The sequence below is a fragment of the Clostridium sp. FS41 genome (assembly GCF_000954015.1).
Taxonomy (GTDB): domain Bacteria; phylum Bacillota; class Clostridia; order Lachnospirales; family Lachnospiraceae; genus Enterocloster; species Enterocloster citroniae.
Genome location: NZ_JYHN01000069.1, coordinates 343,068 through 362,043 on the forward strand (window position 1 = coordinate 343,068; position 18,976 = coordinate 362,043).

The 18,976-nt window shown below is 47.8% G+C and carries 16 protein-coding genes; 2 read left to right on the top strand and 14 right to left on the bottom strand.

Annotated elements, in window-relative coordinates; translation table 11 throughout:
- Positions 1–2: 2 nt before the first annotated feature.
- The 3 genes from CLFS41_RS23080 to CLFS41_RS23090 all read right to left on the bottom strand — a co-directional run bounded on the left by CLFS41_RS23080 (position 3) and on the right by CLFS41_RS23090 (position 3,213).
- Positions 3–839 carry a carbohydrate ABC transporter permease gene (locus tag CLFS41_RS23080; protein WP_045093575.1) on the bottom strand — a complete coding sequence of 279 codons (837 nt, stop codon included), beginning with the start codon at positions 837–839 and terminating at the stop codon, positions 3–5.
- A 12-nt stretch (positions 840–851) separates the two neighbouring features.
- A complete protein-coding gene (locus CLFS41_RS23085) occupies positions 852–1,613 on the bottom strand; it encodes a sugar ABC transporter permease (protein WP_197092182.1) in 762 nt (253 codons plus the stop codon).
- A gap of 172 nt (positions 1,614–1,785) precedes the next feature.
- Positions 1,786–3,213, bottom strand: a complete 1,428-nt coding sequence (locus CLFS41_RS23090; RefSeq protein ID WP_048930003.1) for an extracellular solute-binding protein — start codon at positions 3,211–3,213, stop codon at positions 1,786–1,788.
- Between the two features lie 688 nt (positions 3,214–3,901).
- On the opposite strand from CLFS41_RS23090, the gene CLFS41_RS23095 reads away from it, so the two are divergent.
- Positions 3,902–5,281 (top strand): sensor histidine kinase, encoded by a 1,380-nt coding sequence (locus CLFS41_RS23095; RefSeq protein ID WP_152649065.1) that lies wholly within the window; start codon positions 3,902–3,904, stop codon positions 5,279–5,281.
- Between the two features lie 11 nt (positions 5,282–5,292).
- The gene (locus CLFS41_RS23100) at positions 5,293–6,927 is read left to right on the top strand and encodes a response regulator (RefSeq protein ID WP_152649066.1); all 1,635 of its coding nucleotides are present in this window, start codon (positions 5,293–5,295) and stop codon (positions 6,925–6,927) included.
- Here the strand turns inward: CLFS41_RS23100 and CLFS41_RS23105 are convergent, their stop codons facing one another.
- From CLFS41_RS23105 to CLFS41_RS23155, 11 genes are all read right to left on the bottom strand, one after another.
- Positions 6,928–8,922 carry an oligoendopeptidase gene (locus tag CLFS41_RS23105; RefSeq protein ID WP_045093579.1) on the bottom strand — a complete coding sequence of 665 codons (1,995 nt, stop codon included), beginning with the start codon at positions 8,920–8,922 and terminating at the stop codon, positions 6,928–6,930.
- 143 nt (positions 8,923–9,065) lie between these two features.
- Positions 9,066–10,619: a metallophosphoesterase gene (locus CLFS41_RS23110; protein ID WP_045093580.1), complete on the bottom strand. Its 1,554-nt coding sequence runs from the start codon at positions 10,617–10,619 to the stop codon at positions 9,066–9,068.
- A gap of 14 nt (positions 10,620–10,633) precedes the next feature.
- Positions 10,634–11,443 carry an HAD family hydrolase gene (locus CLFS41_RS23115; protein WP_007865975.1) on the bottom strand — a complete coding sequence of 270 codons (810 nt, stop codon included), beginning with the start codon at positions 11,441–11,443 and terminating at the stop codon, positions 10,634–10,636.
- The gene (locus CLFS41_RS23120; protein ID WP_007865972.1) at positions 11,421–12,005 is read right to left on the bottom strand and encodes a xanthine phosphoribosyltransferase; all 585 of its coding nucleotides are present in this window, start codon (positions 12,003–12,005) and stop codon (positions 11,421–11,423) included. The genes CLFS41_RS23115 and CLFS41_RS23120 overlap by 23 nt, the downstream gene beginning before the upstream one ends.
- A gap of 30 nt (positions 12,006–12,035) precedes the next feature.
- Positions 12,036–13,136 (bottom strand): trigger factor, encoded by a 1,101-nt coding sequence (tig, locus tag CLFS41_RS23125; RefSeq protein ID WP_045093581.1) that lies wholly within the window; start codon positions 13,134–13,136, stop codon positions 12,036–12,038.
- A 174-nt stretch (positions 13,137–13,310) separates the two neighbouring features.
- On the bottom strand, positions 13,311–14,705 hold the full coding sequence (locus CLFS41_RS23130) for an aminopeptidase (RefSeq protein WP_007865969.1): 1,395 nt from the start codon (positions 14,703–14,705) through the stop codon (positions 13,311–13,313).
- A gap of 13 nt (positions 14,706–14,718) precedes the next feature.
- A complete protein-coding gene (locus tag CLFS41_RS23135; RefSeq protein WP_045093582.1) occupies positions 14,719–15,660 on the bottom strand; it encodes a leucine-rich repeat protein in 942 nt (313 codons plus the stop codon).
- A 119-nt stretch (positions 15,661–15,779) separates the two neighbouring features.
- Entirely contained in the window at positions 15,780–16,469 is a 690-nt protein-coding gene (locus tag CLFS41_RS23140) for a response regulator transcription factor (protein ID WP_007865934.1), read from the bottom strand.
- Positions 16,462–17,943, bottom strand: coding sequence for an ATP-binding protein (locus tag CLFS41_RS23145; protein WP_007865933.1), 1,482 nt, complete (start codon positions 17,941–17,943; stop codon positions 16,462–16,464). Before CLFS41_RS23145 ends, CLFS41_RS23140 begins: the two co-directional genes overlap by 8 nt.
- A gap of 49 nt (positions 17,944–17,992) precedes the next feature.
- Entirely contained in the window at positions 17,993–18,376 is a 384-nt protein-coding gene (locus tag CLFS41_RS23150) for an NAD-binding protein (RefSeq protein ID WP_045093583.1), read from the bottom strand.
- Entirely contained in the window at positions 18,373–18,810 is a 438-nt protein-coding gene (locus tag CLFS41_RS23155) for a TrkA family potassium uptake protein (RefSeq protein ID WP_007865927.1), read from the bottom strand. The genes CLFS41_RS23150 and CLFS41_RS23155 overlap by 4 nt, the downstream gene beginning before the upstream one ends.
- Positions 18,811–18,976: the final 166 nt, after the last annotated feature.

Sequence of the window (18,976 nt, forward strand, 5' to 3'; positions counted from 1 at the left end):
TCCTATTCTTTAATTGCTCCCATGGTAATTCCACTTGTAAAATACCTCTGAAACACAAAAAACACTAAAATCATAGGCACTGCCGCCACACAGGCACTGGCCATCTTAAGTCCGTAATCAGGATTATTCTCCTGCTGCATCAATGCGACCCCCAGCTGCAGTGTCTTCATAGAATCCTTAGTTATCATCACCATTTGCCACAAATAATCATTCCATGTTTGTACAAACATCAGGATTGCCAGTGCCGACAATCCCGGCTTACAGATAGGAAGCATGATTTTCGTAAATACATTCCACTCTGAACCTCCATCCAACCAGGCCGACTCCCTAAGCGAGTCGGGCACTGTAGCAAAAAATTGGCGGAGCAGGAACACACCGAACGGCAGAGCCACATTGGGCAGAATAATACCTATGTAAGTTCCCTTTAAATTCAAATACTGCATTACCTTTATAAGAGGAACAATATAAATCTCCTTTGGAATCATTAATGTCAGAATAAAGGCAAGGAAAATTGTATTTCTTCCCCAAAATCTCAGCTTGGCAAAGGAATAGGATGCCATAGCACTTACCAGCAGAATCGCTGCTGTTGTTCCAATCGCAATGAGGAAACTGTTACAGGTCCATGTCAATGCATGGCCAGTCTGGAACAGGTTCTTATAATTTTGTACAGCTGGAGGAAATGGAATCCAGTCCGGAGGCATCTTACTCACATCCTGCGAAACCTTCAGCGAACTGCTGATCATCCAATAGAGGGGAAACAGATTCAAAATTGCCGCGGCGGAAATGACAATATTGCAGATAAGATCAAACCTGCCCATGTGCTCAAGCCTGTGCTTCATAGTCTCCCTCCCTCAATCTTCCATTCTAAATGTTTTAAACTGAGTTATGGAAAGCAGTAAGACAACCATAAACATAATGACCCCGATTGCTGACGCGCTCCCTAACTTATTATTTTTAAATGCCTCCTGATAGCAGAGATACATCATTGTAGTGGTAGCATAATTAGGACCTCCCCTGGTCATCAGATCAATAGCGATAAACACCTTAATAATGCTTATAATGCTTAATACCATCAAGTACACAACATTATTTTTTATCATGGGGAGAATCACATAAATAATCTTTTGGAAACGACTGGAACCATCGATTTCAGCCGCCGCAAGAATATCCCCTGAGATTCCTTGCATAGCTGCTACAAATAAGATAACCGCCTGCCCTATATTTACCAACCAAACCATAAAGATCAATACCGGCATGGCAAACTTTACATTTCCCATGAAATTGACCCGCTCCATCCCCATTTCCGCCATATAATAATTGATGATACCCATGGCGGGATTCAGAAGCCATGACCAGACAATGGAAAGTACCACTACCGATATGATCGTGGGGAGATAAAAACTCCCCCTGATCACCGACACATACCTGGGCGCTTTGTCAAAGATGGAAACTGAAATAAACAATCCGGCCACTACAGTAAAAAGCGTGCCCCAAAAGACAAAAGCCAGGGTATTTACAAGGGCTTTCCTAAAAACCTCATCCTGAAATAGTTTTACATAGTTACCCAGGCCTGCCCATTCCTTATCCAAGAATTTAATATCATACAAGCTCAAATGAATTCCTTCTAATACAGGGTATACCAAAAATATCAGAAAGAGTGTCATCTGAGGTGCAATAAAGAGATATCCCCATTTCTGTTTTTTCCACCCTTTACCTGCACGGTACAGGAATTCCATGGGCTTCACCTCCTTTGTCCATTTTTCCCACAGCTTTTTTTATAAGCTCCTAATGATTCAGCAGTTTTGACTTTTCAACATTCTTTTTTAGTATTTCATTCCCTTTCTGAGCATAAGAATCCAAAGCCTCCTGAGCTGTCTTCTGTCCTGTGAAAGCTGCCTGTAATTCCGGGAAGAACAGTGCACGCAATTCCAGATATCCCGGTGCCAACTGATTAAACGGTTTGGAATACTGGAGGGATTCTGCCAGCTGTGCCATAGTTGGATTGGTTTCCCTTAGTTTATCTGCCACCGAATTACGGAAAGGAAGCATAATCATCGATGCATCAGAATATGGAGGTGAAGAATAGAATTTTATGAAATCCTTTGCTGCTGCGATCTTTTTCTCATCTCCTGTAGCAAAGACAGCACTGCCAAACACATAGGTAAAGCAGGTAGGACCTTCCTCGTTAGGAATGTAAGCAAATTTCAAGTTAAACGGTTTCTCAATGGTTCCTTCATTTAATCCCTTCATCAGGTTATTATAATGGAGCACATTAAACACACTGACTGCCGCTTTCTTGTTTAAGAAAATCTGGACTGCATCTTCCACTGTCAGAGTCTCACAACCAGGTGCAATCAGCCCCTCCTCCTGAAGGCTAAGGAGAAAATCCAGTGCTTTCACTCCCTTTTCGTCATTCAATACGATTTCCGTGGTGTCCTCATTAAAGAATTGGGCACCAAACATGCGGAGCAACATGTTATTCCATGTATCCCCCGTGGGTCCCCCGCAATAAAATACAAAAGGATATACATCCTCCGGCAGCCCCTTTTTCAGCGCACGCAAAGCATCCCGAAATTCTTCCGGCGTCCACTGGCCTATCTCTCCTTCCGGCACATAGTCCATGGCTCCCGCCTGCTCAAAAAGATCCAGATTTAATCCCATATGTCCATCTTCTGACGTAAATGGAAACATGTAAGTGTTGCCGTTTAACGTAACATTGTCCCAGGCGGCTGCCGGAATATCTTCTCTGTCCTCAGGCGTTATAATATCATTTAGAGGAAGAAGAATCCCTGCATGTGCATAGTCAAACAGCGCAAAATGAGTATCAAACATCAGGTCCGGCATCTCATTAGACTGTACCGCTACACTCAGCTTTTCCGCCCGCTCCTGAGGCCCCACAACCACAACTTCAATATCCACATTGGGATGAATCTTCTTATATTCCTCTGCTACATATCTGTGGAAATCCCCAAAATCAGCTCCTGGTTCCGTCTGGTCATAAACACCACGGAAAGCTGCTTCAAACCAGCAGGTCAGCTTCACCGGCTCATCCGTCACAGGAGGCTCAGAGGTTTGAGATGCTGCACCGGCACTATCCGTACCTGGCGGCGGTGATGAGGACGTGGAATCCCCTTGGTTGTTCTTTCCACACCCCGATAACATGATCATTCCAAGAAGGATAGGAATGAACCTAAGAAACCATTTTTTTGCCATAATTAATTCTCCTTTCTCTTATTCCCCAATATATTATCTGTAATTATGGTAACATTTTTATAATATCCAAACAATGCAGGGGCACGCATAATTACTATATCTTTTAGTGATTATTTTCCCATCATTTACCATACTCTTTTGTGGAAATAATACAAAATAATGTTTTATTGTACATATTTATGGTAAATATAATATCTCTTTCATTTTTAGTTTCTATTTGTTATACTATATCAAACGATATCTTGGGGGTGGTGGCTTGAAATTCTTTCCTAAACAACATGTTTCATTGAGAACTCAGCTCATTGCCTACTTTTGTACGGTTGTTCTGATTGTAGGGATATTTTTTTCCTCCTACTACTATGATTCGTCCTCCCAGCTGATCATTAATAATGCCGGTGAGCAGGTGTATCTTCTGGTTTCCTCCAGGATGGATACCATTGACCGTGACCTCTATCAATTAAACAGTTTTATTGACTGGATCTGTCTTAATGAGGATATTCATGTATTGTTAAAACGACAGGGAGATTCAATACATATTTTTGACACGGTAAAAAGCAGGGTTTACAATAATATTAATGACCGCAATCTGTTCTTCAGTTTGAAAAATTGGATCAGTTCACTCTATATCATCGGAGACAACGGACTCATTATCAAATATGGTTCCAATGCATACAATGTGGATGTGCACATGTTCAACCATGATTCCTGGTATAAGCAGGCTTCCACCACAAAGGGGCAGACTGTCTATTACCATGCGATTCCTAATCACAACCGAATCCCCACCATTCTTCGGTCCTCCCCGGCCGAATATGTAATACCTGTTTACAAACAAATAAAATATGACTATAACAGTAAACCTCTTGGCAAACTGGTCATTCTCTTAGACTCAGAAATGCTGGTTGAAAATAATAATCCGCCCCATTCCAGCGTTCAAAGTTTTCTGATGGATTCCAAAGGGGAAGTCCTGGCATCCAATCGTCCAGAGCTTACCGGAACCAATTTAAGCGATCAGGAGTTTTATGAACGGATTCAAAAGGGAGGAGAACGTTTTTTCATCCACAAAGAAAAGAAAATCAAAGAACTGATCACCTATAAAAAATCCGATCACAGCGATTATACACTGGTTCATATTCAACCGGTAAGTGAGGTTACTCAGCTGAATAAAACAGCTCTGAACACAGGGTTCATAGTTTCCGGTCTGGTCTTGCTATTTGCATTTTTCCTTTCCTGGTACCTGTCACTGAATTTTACCAAGCCTATTAACCAAATCGCAAAAAAAGTAAATCAGATTGCCAAGGGAAATTTTCATCATTCTGAGGATATAGAACAATTACCGGGAAACAATGAGATCGCATCCTTAAATCGTGATCTCTACGAGATGGAGCAGGGGATCAGACAATTGATGGCAGAGGACTTAAACCGGGCAGAGGAAAAGCGGCAATTGGAAATTCAGATGCTGCAGGCTCAGATAAATCCCCATTTTCTCAACAATACATTAAATTCCATCCGATTAATGGCCATTATGCAGGGAGCTCAGGGAATTGTAGATATGATTACTTCTCTGGGCATCATTATAGATTGTTCCACCCGCAGCACAACAGAAAAAATTACTATCCGTGAGGAGCTGTCTGTAATTGATGCTTATTTTGCTATTCAGAGAGTTCGCTATAAAGGAAAAGTGTCATTTCATATGTACTGTGAAAATGACACTCTTCTGGACTGCATGATCGTAAAATTTGTACTACAGCCTATTGTAGAAAATGCTATTTTTCATGGGATTGAGAGAAAGAATACAACGGGACATATCACCATAGAAATTTGCCAGAAAGAACATGATATTCTCATAAACATTAATGATGACGGAGCTGGCATGGATCACGAAACGCTTATGCATATCCTGGAAGAGATACAAGATACGGATTCCTCCCACAATACGAAAGGAATGGGATTGGGAAACGTAAATAAGCGATTAAAATATGTCTATGGGGAGAGCTATGGACTCCACATTTCCAGCAAAAAAAATCAATTCACTCAGGTAGTTATGAAGATTCCTATGGAGAGAGAGTGAGGGCTGATAAAATGAAGGTTTTAATTGTAGATGATGAGATGGTAGTACGGGTAGGGTTAAAGTCAATTATTGACTGGGAAAATAATCAAATTGATTTGATCGGAGAAGCGGCCAATGGAGTTGCAGCCCTATCTATCATGGAAAAAAATATCCCTGACGTGGTTATCACTGATATTAAAATGCCAGAAATGGATGGTTTAGAATTAATACGGGAAATCCGCAGACGTAACTATCCTACCAAGGTGGTAGTACTGAGCAGCTACAATGATTTTGACCTGGTTAAAGAAGCTATGCTTTTGGGTGCCTGTGATTATCTGCTAAAAATGAGAGTGACCGAAAATGTCCTGTTGGAAACCCTATTGCAGATCAGAGAGAAAATACATATTGTTCCAACAGAAAGCAAAGAGGCTGATTGCTTGGCTAAAAGCCTTTCTTTTCTAAGGCAAAAATTTCTGCGGGATCTGCTCTCCCTAGGCGGTGAAGCAGATGCCCTATTCCTTCAACTAAAGGACATTCTTCAAATACAGCTGGATCCTGCCTTCATCTGCTGCATATTGGTTAAATTGGCCCCCTTTTCTCCTGCCAAACCCTCTCCGCCTTCGGAGATTTTATCTTCATCAGCGGTCAGTATCACTGAAGAGATCATTGCCGACAGATTCACGGGCCATTGTTTTCTTGTGGAAAAAGACGAGTTGTGTATACTGATATCACCCTCTGCCCAAGGTGATTTTTCTCCCACCTCCATTAATCAGCAGACTGATACCCTGCTGCAAATGCTTGAAACCTATTTGAACATACATCCTGCAGCAGGCATCGGGAGCATTATAAATTCCAGTTCCAATATTCCTGCTTCATATGCGCAGGCCAGAACCGCTTTATTCCTTGGATCCATAGACTCCGAAAACATAGCATCAATCTATACTTACATGAATTTCCCCTATATCGAAGAAATCGCTTCCTTTACCAATGGGAAACTGATCGATATTCACATTCGCAGCATCCTATCTCAAACTAATGTTTGTGGCCAGCTGCCTGAAACCTTCCGCATGTTGTCCACACTGGCAGAAGATTCTGCCAGTGATGTTCAATTCAGGGACCACTCTGGTGTAAAGGAAGGAACCGCCTGTTTTATATTTACACTGCATGTTTATGCCTGTATTCTCAAATACTTCAAAGGATATGGCATCGACATTCACACCGTACTTCCCCACAGCATCCGTACCCTGGAGCAGGTTTCCAATCTGTCCACTGATTCTGCCGCGGTTCAATGGCTGGATGGAATCATAGATGACTTATCCTGTTACTTAGACATAAGCCGTCAGGGAAATTGTCCTCTCTCCGTACGCATTGGAAAACAGTATATTGAAAAAAACTATTTTCAGAATATTAATGTAAAGGCGCTTGCAGACTATGTCCATCTGAGTCCAGCCTATTTTGGTGTTCTATTCACCCAGTATACGGGAATGAGTATTGGGGCTTACCTTACCAAGGTCAGAATAAGGAACGCTCAAACCCTTCTCCGGGAAAATAACCTGAAAATCTATGAGGTGGCCCAGATGGTTGGATATACCAACAGCTACTATTTTAACCGCATCTTTAAAAAAACAACTGGTCAGACTCCTTTGGAATATCGGAATCTGAAGTAATTAATCCTTTTCCTTCCTCCCCTTCACCAAAACCCACAAGACAACAACTCCAACGCACAGGATCATAACCTGAAGCACGATCACGGCCCCCACTCCCAGGAGCAGGATCATTACCGCTGAGAGCATCCGATGTCCCTGGAGGGCGGTGTTGGTATCATAGCCATCGCTTTCCTGGGGCAGTTCTTCCCCCGGCTGGACCTCTGACCCATCGGCCAAGCCCTGCATGCTTCGGATATCCCGGGCCAGGTCTTCCATCTGCGGTTGGTCGAATACATCCCTCATTCCCCACTTGCTGATGGTTCCTTTATAGGGTGCATCCATACCTTCATGAAGGATTCCCATGTATGTGTCCACTGCCAGATCCCAGTCATCACCGGACAGTACCCACAGGTCAAGAGCGGAAAGGGCCGAGGTTCCATAACCGATATAGTACATGGGGCTGTGGAACAGATGGGGGATGTCCACCCATTCATAGCATTCATCCCCATATACCCGGTAGTACCATCCGTCATAGGAATCCTGGATCTCCTTAAACTTGCGGTTCATCTCCTCCAGGGTCATATCCGGATTCCTGTATACGGCCTCCTCAAATTCCTGGAACATGCAGGCTGTGATGGTTACATAGAGCATATCCGTAAGTGTCTCGAATACATAGGCCTCAGCCCCTTCCCCCAGCATGCTCTCCGCCTGTCTTGTAACAAGAAGTTCCAGCCCCTGGGACTGTATCTCGCACACATCCACGTTAAACCCCTGATATAATTCAGGCCCCGCGTTGTAATAGTAGCTGCTGAAATGGCCGAATTCATGGATCAGGGACTGGTAATCCCTGAAGGTATTGCTGCGGTTGATAAAGATAAATGCATCTTTATAACTGGGAAGAGCCACGGTATAACTGCAGTCCGCGCGGTCCTCCCCCTCTGCCCCGGCCTGGATATCATACAGATGGTTATCCCGCATATACTGGAATATTTCCCCCAGTTCCGGCTGGGTCCTCACCAAGGCAGGCCCCACCGCATTAAACATGTCCTCTGCGGAACTGCTCTCCAGCTCATCCAGGCTGTCATAGGAAGCATAATCCACGTCCAGATACCACATATCATCATTGAGCGGAACAATGGTGTCCTTCACATTCCCGCACAGCTTTTTTGCGTCCTCCATGGTATAATCACGCCCATATACCGCATTGTATGCGTATTCCGCATAGTTGTCGTATCCTGATACCCCGGCTATCTGGTCACGGACCTGAACCAGCTCCATAAACTTATTTCCCAGGATCCTGTTCTTTTCCCGGCTCAGCTCTTTCAGTATGTCGCGGTATGTGTCGGTGCTTAGATCTTCCTCTGTCTCCAGGCGCTGGTAATTCCACTGCTGTCCATTATACTCCACTGTTATGTCATCCGCCGCCAGCTGGTCATACTGGCGAAGCAGCTCCTGCTCCTTTTTATCCAGTTCCTGTCTCTCCTGTGAGTCCTCCTGGTAATACTCCACCATGGACACATATTCCCCGCCGATCCTGTCTTCCAGAGCATTGGCATAGGAAGTGGCAAGCCCTCTGCTGATACAGGATGCGGCCTTGTCCCCCAGCTCTGCATACAGATCCGTGGTATATGCCTGCTCCTGGGCAGCTGCCTCATTGGACACGTCTTTGTCATATTCAATCTGGGCCATATAGGTCATGGTGGCCAGGCGGTCAAACTCACTGATGATCAGGTCGTACAGACGGAGCACTTCCTCCTCCTGTCCCTCGGTCTGGCAGGCCTTTTCAAAATCCTCCATGGCCTGGTCAATGACCTGGGTGGAATAATGCTCATAGGGCCTTTGGGAATAGTCCGCTGCATCGGGCAGCTGCTTTTTTATTCCCGGGCGGCCGGCTCCTGAAGGAACCGCTGCCTGTGCGGCTGCCGCACCGTAGGACGGCACGGATACTGCTATCATAAACGCCAGGGCAAGGGCTGCACCGCGCTTTAAGACATTTTTCCAGTCAAACTTTCTCATGGCCGGTTCCTCCTTTAGTGTATGTGTACTCTCAGAATCTTCTTGAGCCAACAATTTCTTACATTTATTCTAACACACAGCAAAAACAGCCACAAGGCTCAGGAGGGGCGGAATTGCCATGTATTTTCACCGTATATTTTATCCTAATCCAGAAACCATCCCTGTTCCTCCGGGAGAAGGAAATAATTATTATCCCTGTCCGAATCCGCGATCATGGCGTTCAATTCCCTGAGAAGGTAGCTGTCCGGCATATTGCGCTCCCACCACCGGTATCCTCTGGTTCCCTTAATCCCTTTTGCGTCAATTTTGCGCCCGGCATAATAGTCAATGTACACGCCTGCATAGGTGGCTGCCATGGAGCGCTCCACATCATTCCCCAGGTTTTTTACCACTCCCCGTATCTGATCGCTGATCAGCTTTTGTATGTAGCGGAAGGACCAGTCCTCAAAATCCAGAAGATCCGGGTTATCAATCCCCGTTCTCCTGGCCCAGGCAGACACATCCACAGACCTGGTCTCATAGGATATGCTTCCGTCCTCCTCCCATATGATGTGCCCATATTGGCAGGGAGGGATACTCAGCGCGTCTGTGATGATCTCCTGTATGCCGTAAGCTGCTTCCGGGACTCCCGGTTCCGCCTTGTATTTGCGCACCCGCTGTACATGCAGGTGGCCGCTGAAAAACAAGGGCAGCCTGTATTTCTGCAGGAGTTGGATCACATCCTGATTGTTATCCATGGCGCACTGGGTTGTGTACATCCGGCTCTGGGCCAGAAGATTGTGATGGGCAATGGGAACCACAAATATTCCTTCCTCACCGGCTTTGGCAAGCTGCTCATCCATCCAGGCCATGGTCGTATCCTTGATCCTGCCCTCCACCTTGTTATCCGGCTCATACTGGCAGGAATCCAGCATCAGCAGCCAGTTTCTCTCATCCAGGGCATAGACATAACTCAGGGAATCGCTGTCACGGCTTAATGCCTGGTCATAGCCGTACTCGTGGTAAATATCATAAAACTCAGGTCCGTCAATGGATGGGGCTGCTGCTTTTTCCGCCCCGTAATATACCGCCGCATTCCCGTTATTGATATCATGGTTGCCGGGAATCACCAGCACCTGTACGCCGGCGTCCTGTACCCGCTTTAACCGATCAGCCAATTCCTGATGGTTGACCTTTTCCCCGTTCATGGTGATGTCACCGCTGAGCACCAGCGCGGCAGGCTTTTCTTCTATCACCTCGTCCAGAAATGCCTCCAAAAGCTGGGGCAGATACCGGATAACCTTTCCGTCACTGCGCTCCACAAAAAGCTGGAACGCCTCCCCTCCGTCATCCGTCAGGGCACTCTGATAGTGGAGATCCGTTGCAAGGATCACATCCGGCGGAACGTAGGGCACCTCGGTTTCCTGGGGCGGGGTCCAAACAGAAGGGAACTCCTTCTTCCATCCCGTGTATCCCCCCTCCCGCTCCACTGTCTCCTCTTTTTCAGCCTCAGAGTCCGTGGCAGCCGGTACAGGCTCGCCCGTATCTTCCCGGGTACCACGGGGGCTGTCTGAAGGCTCCTCTATGGGCTCGGTCCCCGCCACCTGTACAGGTCCCGGTGGTTCCATAACCTTTTTCATAAAATGCAAAACCCCGAAGCATGCCATGAATACCATAGCATACATCAGGGCGCTTATCATCCAAGTCTTTCTCTTCATCCGGTCAGCTCTTTCTATATAATGCCTAACTCTTTCATTGCGTAAGCGATACCATCTTCCTCCACATCCTTTGTCTCGAATGTGGCATAGGGGACCAGTACCTCACTGTGCTGTCCCATAAGCACACAGTTGGTTGCGTATTGGAACATGGACAGATCATTGCTGCTATCCCCAAACACATAGGCATCATCCTTGGAAATACCGTAGTGTTTCAGTACCTGATCCATGGCAGTGGCCTTAGAATGGCCTCTGGGGACACACTCATAATATCCATCCCCCCTGTCAATGACCTCTATATCCTTAAGACGTCCAAATAATTCCATACACCGGCTGTTCCCGTCAGACGCAAGGTAAAATTTGGAGAAATCATAGCAGTCATCTTCCCAGTCATACCTGCCGGCGCATCCCGCTTCCCTGAGTGCTGCTTTTAGTTCCTCCACCCGCGGCATCCTTGAGATGGTTCTGTGGAAATAACAGCCGTCCACACCTTCCAAGGCTCCGTCCAGACCGCACTCGTCAATGTCCTTTTTAATGCGGATGCCGCGCTCCCTGGGAATATGGTAATAGTAAAGTACCCTGCCCTCTGCAAGGACATACGTGCCGCACCCGCACAGACAGCCGTCAACCTCGATCTCTGAACGTATCTGCCATGTATGTGGGTAGACCCTGCCTGTATTGATAAAAACCAGATGCCCTTTTGACCTGGCTTCTTTGACCGCCTGTTTTGCACTTTCCGGCACCTCCCCTGTCTTTTCAGACAGGAGGGTTCCGTCAATATCGAAAAATAATGCTTTTGTCTTATTACTCATCATCTCTGAACACAATCGTCTGTGTCTCCTCATCCATGCTCTCTACAATTGCCAGGGACTCCAGCCTGATCCCCTCGGAACGCAGCAGATCGCCGCCTACCTGGAAACCTTTTTCAATTACAATGCCGGCTCCTACCAACTCCGCGCCCGAATCCCTTACAAGGGCTGCCAGACCTTCCAGCGCCTTTCCATTGGCCAGGAAATCATCAATCAGCAGTACCTTATCCCCAGGACCCAGGAATTCCCTGGATACGATGATATCATACACGCGCCCGTGGGTAAAGGATTCCACCTTGGTGGTATACACTTCCCCGGCAATGTTCTTGGTCTGCGTCTTCTTGGCAAATACAACCGGCACATCAAAATACTGGGCCACAATACATGCAATGCCGATGCCGGACGCCTCAATGGTCAAAATCTTTGTCACCGGCACATCGGCAAATCTGCGCTTAAACTCCCTGCCAATCTCTCCAAACAGCTTAATGTCCATCTGGTGGTTTAAGAAGCTGTCTACTTTCAGTACGTTTCCGGCCTTGATCTTGCCGTCCTTTCGTATCCTGTCCTTTAAAATCTGCATGTATGTCCCCTCCTCACAATTCGCTCCCGTTTATTTTGCTGCCGTAGTCTCTTCTGCTGCTGTTGCCCCGGCTGCTGTCTCTGCCGCGGATGTCTCCGTCTCTGTGGTTTCAGCCACGTTGGAAGCATTGTCAGCCATAAACTTCATCACCTTATAATTCAGCGCCATCTCGTCAAAGGTCTCCTGGCCGTAATATGCAACAGCATCCTCCACATCCTGTCCGTTGCTCTCTGCAAATGCCTGGCGGTCTGCATCCTCCAGCACAATGCCCTCGCGCTCAGCAACCGTATTAATGACCAGCTGGTTCCGCACATCATCCTTCACAGAAGCATAGATTGCTTCCTGGAGTCCTGGTACATCCATACCATTGGCCTGGGCCATGTGGGACAGGCTGCTTCCATACATCTTTGCCTGTTCTTCGTACTGTTTGATCCTTGTATTATAGCGCCTGGACAGGGCAGTCTTATTCAGCTTGAACGTGGAACTCTCCACTACCTGCTGCAGCACGGACTGCTGAACCTGAAGGTCTGCGGACTGCTGCTTCTGCTTTAAGAGATCCGCCTTAATGCTCTCCTTATACTCGTCCACTGTCTTGTAATCGGAAACCCTCTGTACAAATGCGTCATCCAGCACAGCGTCCTTTTTCTCCTTCACCGCGTTGACAATGACCTCAAATACCACTGGCTTGCCGGCCAGGGTTTCCTCTGAATAAGTTTCCGGGAACGTCAAGTTCAACTCCTTCTTATCCCCTTTCTTTGCTCCGATCAATCCATCCTCAAACCCTTCGATGAATCTTCCGGAACCAAGTGTCAGGTCATATCCGGTATCTGTACCCCCGGCAAATTCCACGCCATCCTGCTTGCCCACATAATCGATATTGACCACATCGCCTTCCTGGGCCGGGCGGTCCAATTCCTCCTCGGACGGATTCTGGCTCAGAACCTGATTGATCCTGGATTCCACCTCCGCGTCTGTTACGATCACAGAAGGCATGTTCACCTTAACGCCTTTGTATTCTCCCAGCTCCACAGATCCCAGATTTTCATTTCCGCTGCCTGTGCTGTTAGAACAGCCTGTCAGAAGTGACAAGGCCGTCATTGTACATAAACATATCAATGCTATTTTTTTCATCTTACATTTCCCTTTTCTTTTACTCGTTTTACGCATCCTTGTGAAAACCCTTATATTCCCAGTATTCATACCATAAAAAGCATGTGCTTTTCCGGGCGTGCGCTGTACATAGTTATACCATACCTGTGTGGGAAAAAAAAGTGTTTCCATCAATTTCATGAAAATTTAAGGTTGTTATTTGTAGAATGCCCTGAATGCCTTGTAGGTGTTGTAAACATCCAGTTTGGACGCAAGCTCAAAGGGCGAGTGCATGGACAAAATGGGAACCCCAAGGTCCACGGTATCCACATTCATATGGGCTACGAACTTGGCGATGGTCCCGCCTCCTCCCGCATCTACCGCGCCCAGTTCCCCGGCCTGCCAGTACACCCCTTCCTGCTCCATCATGGATATGACCTTTGCCATGACTTCAGCGCTGGCGTCATTGGAGCCTGACTTCCCCCTGGCGCCTGTGTATTTGGTCAGAACGCAGCCCTTATTCACATAGCTGGAGTTCCGGCTCTCGTAAACATCAGGGAATGTGGGGTCATAGGCAGCGTTTACATCCGAGGAAAGGCACAGGGAATTACGCAGGATATCCCTCACCTTTACTCCGGCCTGGTCGGCAAGGTCTTCTATGTAATGAAGCACATAGTCGGAATTCAGTCCGGTATTGCCGTCCGAACCTGTCTCCTCCTTGTCTGTCAGTATGGTTATGGTGGTATGGGCTGGCTTTTTGGCATCGATCTCCGCGGTCAGTGCAGTATATGCGCATACGCGGTCGTCCTGTCCGTAAGCTCCGATCATGCTGGCGTCCAGTCCCACATCCCTGGCCTTTACCGCCGGAACCAGTTCCAGTTCGGCCCGGAAAAAGTCCTTTTCCGTTATGCCGTAACGCTCGTTCAGCAGGGACAGGGCCAGAAGCTTAAATGGCTCCTTGATCTCCTCGTCCTGAAACGGCAGGGAGCCCACCACAATGTTTAACTCCTCCCCTTTAAGCCCGTCCTTTAAGGGCCTTTCATTCTGCTTTGCGGAAAGGTGGGGCAACAGGTCGGTGACACAGAACACGGGATCCGATTCCTTCTCTCCAATACATACCTCTACGGTTTCACCGTTCTTCTTTACCACAACGCCGTGGATGGCAAGAGGGATGGTCCCCCACTGGTATTTGCGGATCCCGCCGTAATAGTGGGTTTTAAAATATGCAATCTCTTCCTTTTCATACAAGGGATTGGGTTTTAGATCCAGGCGCGGGGAATCTATATGGGCCCCGTTGATCCTGACCCCTTCTGTAAGAGGCTTCCTGCCAAAGGTGGTGGCGATCAGCGCCTTGCCCCGATTGACATAATACACCTTATCTCCCGGCTCGTAGGACGCCTTTCTGTCAAAAGGTTTATAGCCTGCCTTTTTAAGCATTTTGATCCCTGCTTTCACACATTCACGCTCTGTTTTACCACCGTCCAGGAATGCCTTATAACCCTCGCAATATCCAAAGGCCTTTTCCACCTGCTCCGGCGCGTCCTTTGCAATGTGTGGAAATGACCACGTGAGTTCTTCCCTAAGTTCCTGTGCTTTTGTTTTTTTAGCCATGTTTTTCCTCCTTTTATAATTCAAACGTCCTGGCCTTTGACGGCACATGACCGAATCTTTTGTGTTTTACATCCATGAGCAGGGCCGCGTCACCTGCATCGCCGGAGCGGGCCGCTGCTTTTAGCATTGCCCTAAGAGCCGCCTCATTCATGTACGGTTCCCGGGCCAGCCATCCCAGGATGTCCCGCTCACCCCGTTCAAAGAGACCGGCCGCTGCTTCCTCTGCATGGGCTGCCACATACTCCCGGTATCCCCGGGCCGCCTCCTCCTTAAGCCCCCAGGGCCGGTACAGACGGTACAGGGCCAGGCGCGTCACAAGTCCGGGAAGTTCCTGGACCACCACATGGGGAAACAGTTTGTCATACTCCCCTACCTGAAACCGGGTCTCCTCAAAGCAGTACCGGTACAGGTGGCCGCAGCCGTGCATCTGCCTCATAATGATCCGGGCAGGGGTATTTTCCACGGATTCCTCAAAATATTCAGGAAACACCAGCCTGCAGAGCAGATTCCCCGCTCCGTCCCTGTAATCCACATCCAGTGTCTGGCGCAGCTCTGACAGGATCTCCCTGAGACAGGATTTGCAGTTTTCCGCCACCTGGATACTGAGACTTGTGATCCCGCTGCATCCTGTGAATACACCTGCCCCCCAATCCGCTATGGTGCTGTGGCAGGAAAGCTTTCTTAAGCCGGAACAGTTGTAAAAGGCATATGCCCCTATCCTCTTTACGTGCACGGGCAGCGTCAGTTCCTTCACCTGGCTGCCGCAGATTTCCGGCTCGCCCTCATACACAGAAGGAGGCACCTGGCGCCCCCTGACTGTCTCAGAAAAAAGGTAGGATGCCAGCCCTGTCACCGGCTTTCCCTCTATCGTGTCAGGAATCTGTACAATTCCATCCAAACCATAACAACGCTGGACAGATATTCCGTCCAGCGTTTCTTCATATAATAACTTCATGGTAACAGTTTAATCACTTTACTGTATTTTTTCAAGAGAATTTTTATGGAAATGGAAAACCGGCCCGCAAAACATTCCTAAAAAAAGGGCATGGATACCAAATCCACGCCCTTGGGGTTTTATTCATCCACAAACCGGTAGCCCACGCCCACCTCGGTGAGGATAAAGCGGGGATTGGCCGTATTGTCCTCAATTTTCCGCCTGATATTGGCCATGAATACACGCAGGGACTGGTAATCGTCCGTTGTGTCATAGCCCCACACCTCCTGCTGGATATAGTGGTGGGTCAGCACCTTGCCGCTGTTGTTCACCAAAAGCACCATCATCTTGTACTCCAGGGGGGTAAGGTGGATCTCCTGGTCATGGACATACACCTTCCTCTTCTCAAGATCCATCCTGAAATAGTCCAGCACAAACTCCTGGTCCTGTCTGCTTACAAAGGAATTCTTATGCCTCAGCCCCACCCTTATCCTGGCCAGCAGCTCCTCTGCGCTGAAGGGCTTTGTCACATAATCATCAGCCCCCTGGTCCAGGGCGCTGATCTTTTCCCGCTCCTGTCCCCTGGCGGACACAACAATGATCGGTGTGTTGGATTGCTGCCTGATCTGCTTTAACACCTCCATGCCATCGATGTCCGGCAGTCCCAGGTCCAGCAGGATAAGGTCCGGATGGTTGGCATAAAAAAGAGAAATACCGGACAGGCCGTTATCTGCCAGAATATAGGAGTATCCTCTGGTCCTCAGGGATATCTTCATAAAATTCTGGATGGTCTTGTCATCCTCAATAACCAGTATCGTGGTATCATTCATCCTTCTTATCCTCCAATGGCATTCTGATTTCAAAAACCGCGCCGCCCTGGCTGCTGTTATACGCCTGGATGGTGCCTCCCTGGGCTTCCACAATGGCCTTGCAGATGGTAAGTCCCAGTCCCACCCCTCTCTGGCGGTCGCCCTTTTCATAGGCGGTGGTAAAAAAATTATCAAATATCTGGTTTATCTTGTCCTGGGGCAGTCCCTTGCCGTCATCCGCCACCACAAACTTCAGGTTTCCGTCCTCCACGCCCACGCTGAGTGTGACAACCGTGCCGTCCCCTGAATGGCGGAAGGCATTATCCAGCAAGTTCACCAGGACCTGTATAAACAGCCTGCCATCCACGGAAAAAAGCAGGATATCGTCCGGTGTCCTGGTCCTTAAGGTATGGTTTCCGATCCGCTTTGAGACCAAACGGACTGCGGATGACACAATATCATCCACCACCTCTTTTTTCTTATTGATATCCAGACGTCCCTCCTGGATCCTTGTCATGTTAAGCAGGTTCTCCACCATGGAACTGAGCCACTCCGAATCCGTGCAGATATCCTTTAACATACTCCTGATGGTGGACGTGTCCATGATCTCCAGATTCTCATACAGGAACCCGGAGCTTCCGCTGATCCCGGTCAACGGCGTCCTCAGATCATGGGAAACGCTTCTGAGCAGGGTACTCTTAAGCCGCTCCCGCTCCATCTGTATCCTGGACTCCTCCTTTTCCCTGCTTAAAAGCTCCCTCTCTATCACAAGGGTGATCTGGGAAATCACCGTGTCCACGTATATTTTTTCTTCTTCATTTAAGGTCCAGCCCGCGCAGTCGAAAATGATAACCCCGTATGTCTTTTCCCGGTTTCTGATGGGTATATAAAGCCCGTTGTCATCCGGGAACTGGCACTCCCCGTGGCCGCAGGGGATGGACTGCCTGTAGCACCACTCCGCCATGGAATTGGAAAATTCCTTGCTTTCATCCTCCTTGAGAAGGACCGTCACGCGTTTGCCGATCAGGTTGGCAAGACTGGCCTCGCTGTAGTCCTTGATCTGCTGATATCCGGACAGGTTTAAAAAACCGCTTCCGATCTCATTTAACTTGGCTGTTATCTCTGTCTTCTTGTTGGCGATCTGCATCTGCTTTTGAAGCTTTACCACCAGGGTGGCCACAATTGCGGCCACTGCCACAAATATGACGGATGATATCACATAGTTCAGGTCATCCATATGGAAAGTCAGCTTTGGTTCCGTAAACAGATAGTTAAAGGTAAAGGTAAAAACCACAGCCGCGCACAGGGACCATGCCAGGCTTCCTGTTGCCAAAATGCTGATCAGCACCCCTACCAGGTAGATCAGCAAAAGGTTCTCCGCCCTGATCCCGCAGCTGTCCAGCACGATCGTCAATATGGTTGAAAATACCCAGATAAGGGTAATCTTCACACACGCCTTTACAAAATCAAGTATTTTTTCCCAGTGGTCAAACATAGTCCTATCCTTTTCTGTCTTTATGCTGCCGCCAGCGGCCAAATACGCCCTACAGCATTCCGGCTATGATCACGGGTATGTTCACTGCCTGATCAACTCCCAATTTTTCAAATAGTTCCACGTTTCTTGGGTTTCTCACAAGGCATAGGGTCTTACGGATGCCGAATATCTTCTTGCCCATCTGGCATATCTCAAAATTATCCGTATCTTCCGGTCCCAAAGCCACGATCACGTCAAAATTTCTTATTCCGGCTTCCTCCAGCACACATTCCTGACAGGGATCGCCCAATATGGCATCTACATCATAGGCGCCGCATACCCGCTCGCAGAATTCCTTATCCCGGTCAATCACCGTCACCCGGTTCTTGCCAGCTGCCAGGATCCCCAGAAAAAACTCCGTATATTCATTTTCTCCGGTCACTGCAATCCTCATACAGCCACCTCCCGGCTCACAGAGTCAGCCAGATCCTTGTAGTCATCTGCCGACAGGTTATAAAGGCTGATGGGCTGAATGGGCATGTCAGTGATCAGACGGCATCTGCTGGTATCATCCAGCCTCGCATACACACGCCCCACCTGGAAAATGCTGCTGGCTATCTGAGAAATGAGGAGATTGGAATTATCATCCTGGGTTGCCGCTATGATCATCCCGGCCCGCTCGATCCCCGCCTCTTTTAACACCCTTGGATCGGTGGGATCCCCCTCCAGCTCGGACCCGCCAAACTCCTCAGGCAGATACCGAAAGCTCTCCCTGTCCTTGTCAAGCACCACCACCTTGTGACCTCTATGATATAAGGTATTGGCCAGGGCCGCGCCAAAGGGGCTGCAGCCTACTATAATAACGCCCTTTGATTGATGGAATAACATAATATTTCCCCCTTTCTATGATAGGTTCCCACTTTATTGTAAAAGAAAACCATATAAAGAAACTAGGGAGAATGTACAAACAGGATATAAAGATTCTATAAAGATATCTTTATACCCCTGTTCCATACATACAATATATCTGTAAATCCTTGTCCTGTCAAATATA

Bases quoted from the DNA above. Each gene is read 5' to 3' on its own strand.
- CLFS41_RS23095 (WP_152649065.1), top strand. From the start codon at position 3,902: ATGTTCAACCATGATTCCTGGTATAAGCAGGCTTCCACCACAAAGGGG.
- CLFS41_RS23100 (WP_152649066.1), top strand. From the start codon at position 5,293: ATGAAGGTTTTAATTGTAGATGATGAGATGGTAGTACGGGTAGGGTTA.
- CLFS41_RS23105 (WP_045093579.1), bottom strand. From the start codon at position 8,922: ATGAGAAAGTTTGACTGGAAAAATGTCTTAAAGCGCGGTGCAGCCCTT.
- CLFS41_RS23135 (WP_045093582.1), bottom strand. From the start codon at position 15,660: ATGAAGTTATTATATGAAGAAACGCTGGACGGAATATCTGTCCAGCGT.
- tig (WP_045093581.1), bottom strand. From the start codon at position 13,136: ATGAAAAAAATAGCATTGATATGTTTATGTACAATGACGGCCTTGTCA.
- CLFS41_RS23110 (WP_045093580.1), bottom strand. From the start codon at position 10,619: ATGAAGAGAAAGACTTGGATGATAAGCGCCCTGATGTATGCTATGGTA.
- CLFS41_RS23155 (WP_007865927.1), bottom strand. From the start codon at position 18,810: ATGTTATTCCATCAATCAAAGGGCGTTATTATAGTAGGCTGCAGCCCC.
- CLFS41_RS23120 (WP_007865972.1), bottom strand. From the start codon at position 12,005: ATGCAGATTTTAAAGGACAGGATACGAAAGGACGGCAAGATCAAGGCC.
- CLFS41_RS23080 (WP_045093575.1), bottom strand. From the start codon at position 839: ATGAAGCACAGGCTTGAGCACATGGGCAGGTTTGATCTTATCTGCAAT.
- CLFS41_RS23150 (WP_045093583.1), bottom strand. From the start codon at position 18,376: ATGAGGATTGCAGTGACCGGAGAAAATGAATATACGGAGTTTTTTCTG.
- CLFS41_RS23140 (WP_007865934.1), bottom strand. From the start codon at position 16,469: ATGAATGATACCACGATACTGGTTATTGAGGATGACAAGACCATCCAG.
- CLFS41_RS23090 (WP_048930003.1), bottom strand. From the start codon at position 3,213: ATGGCAAAAAAATGGTTTCTTAGGTTCATTCCTATCCTTCTTGGAATG.
- CLFS41_RS23145 (WP_007865933.1), bottom strand. From the start codon at position 17,943: ATGTTTGACCACTGGGAAAAAATACTTGATTTTGTAAAGGCGTGTGTG.
- CLFS41_RS23130 (WP_007865969.1), bottom strand. From the start codon at position 14,705: ATGGCTAAAAAAACAAAAGCACAGGAACTTAGGGAAGAACTCACGTGG.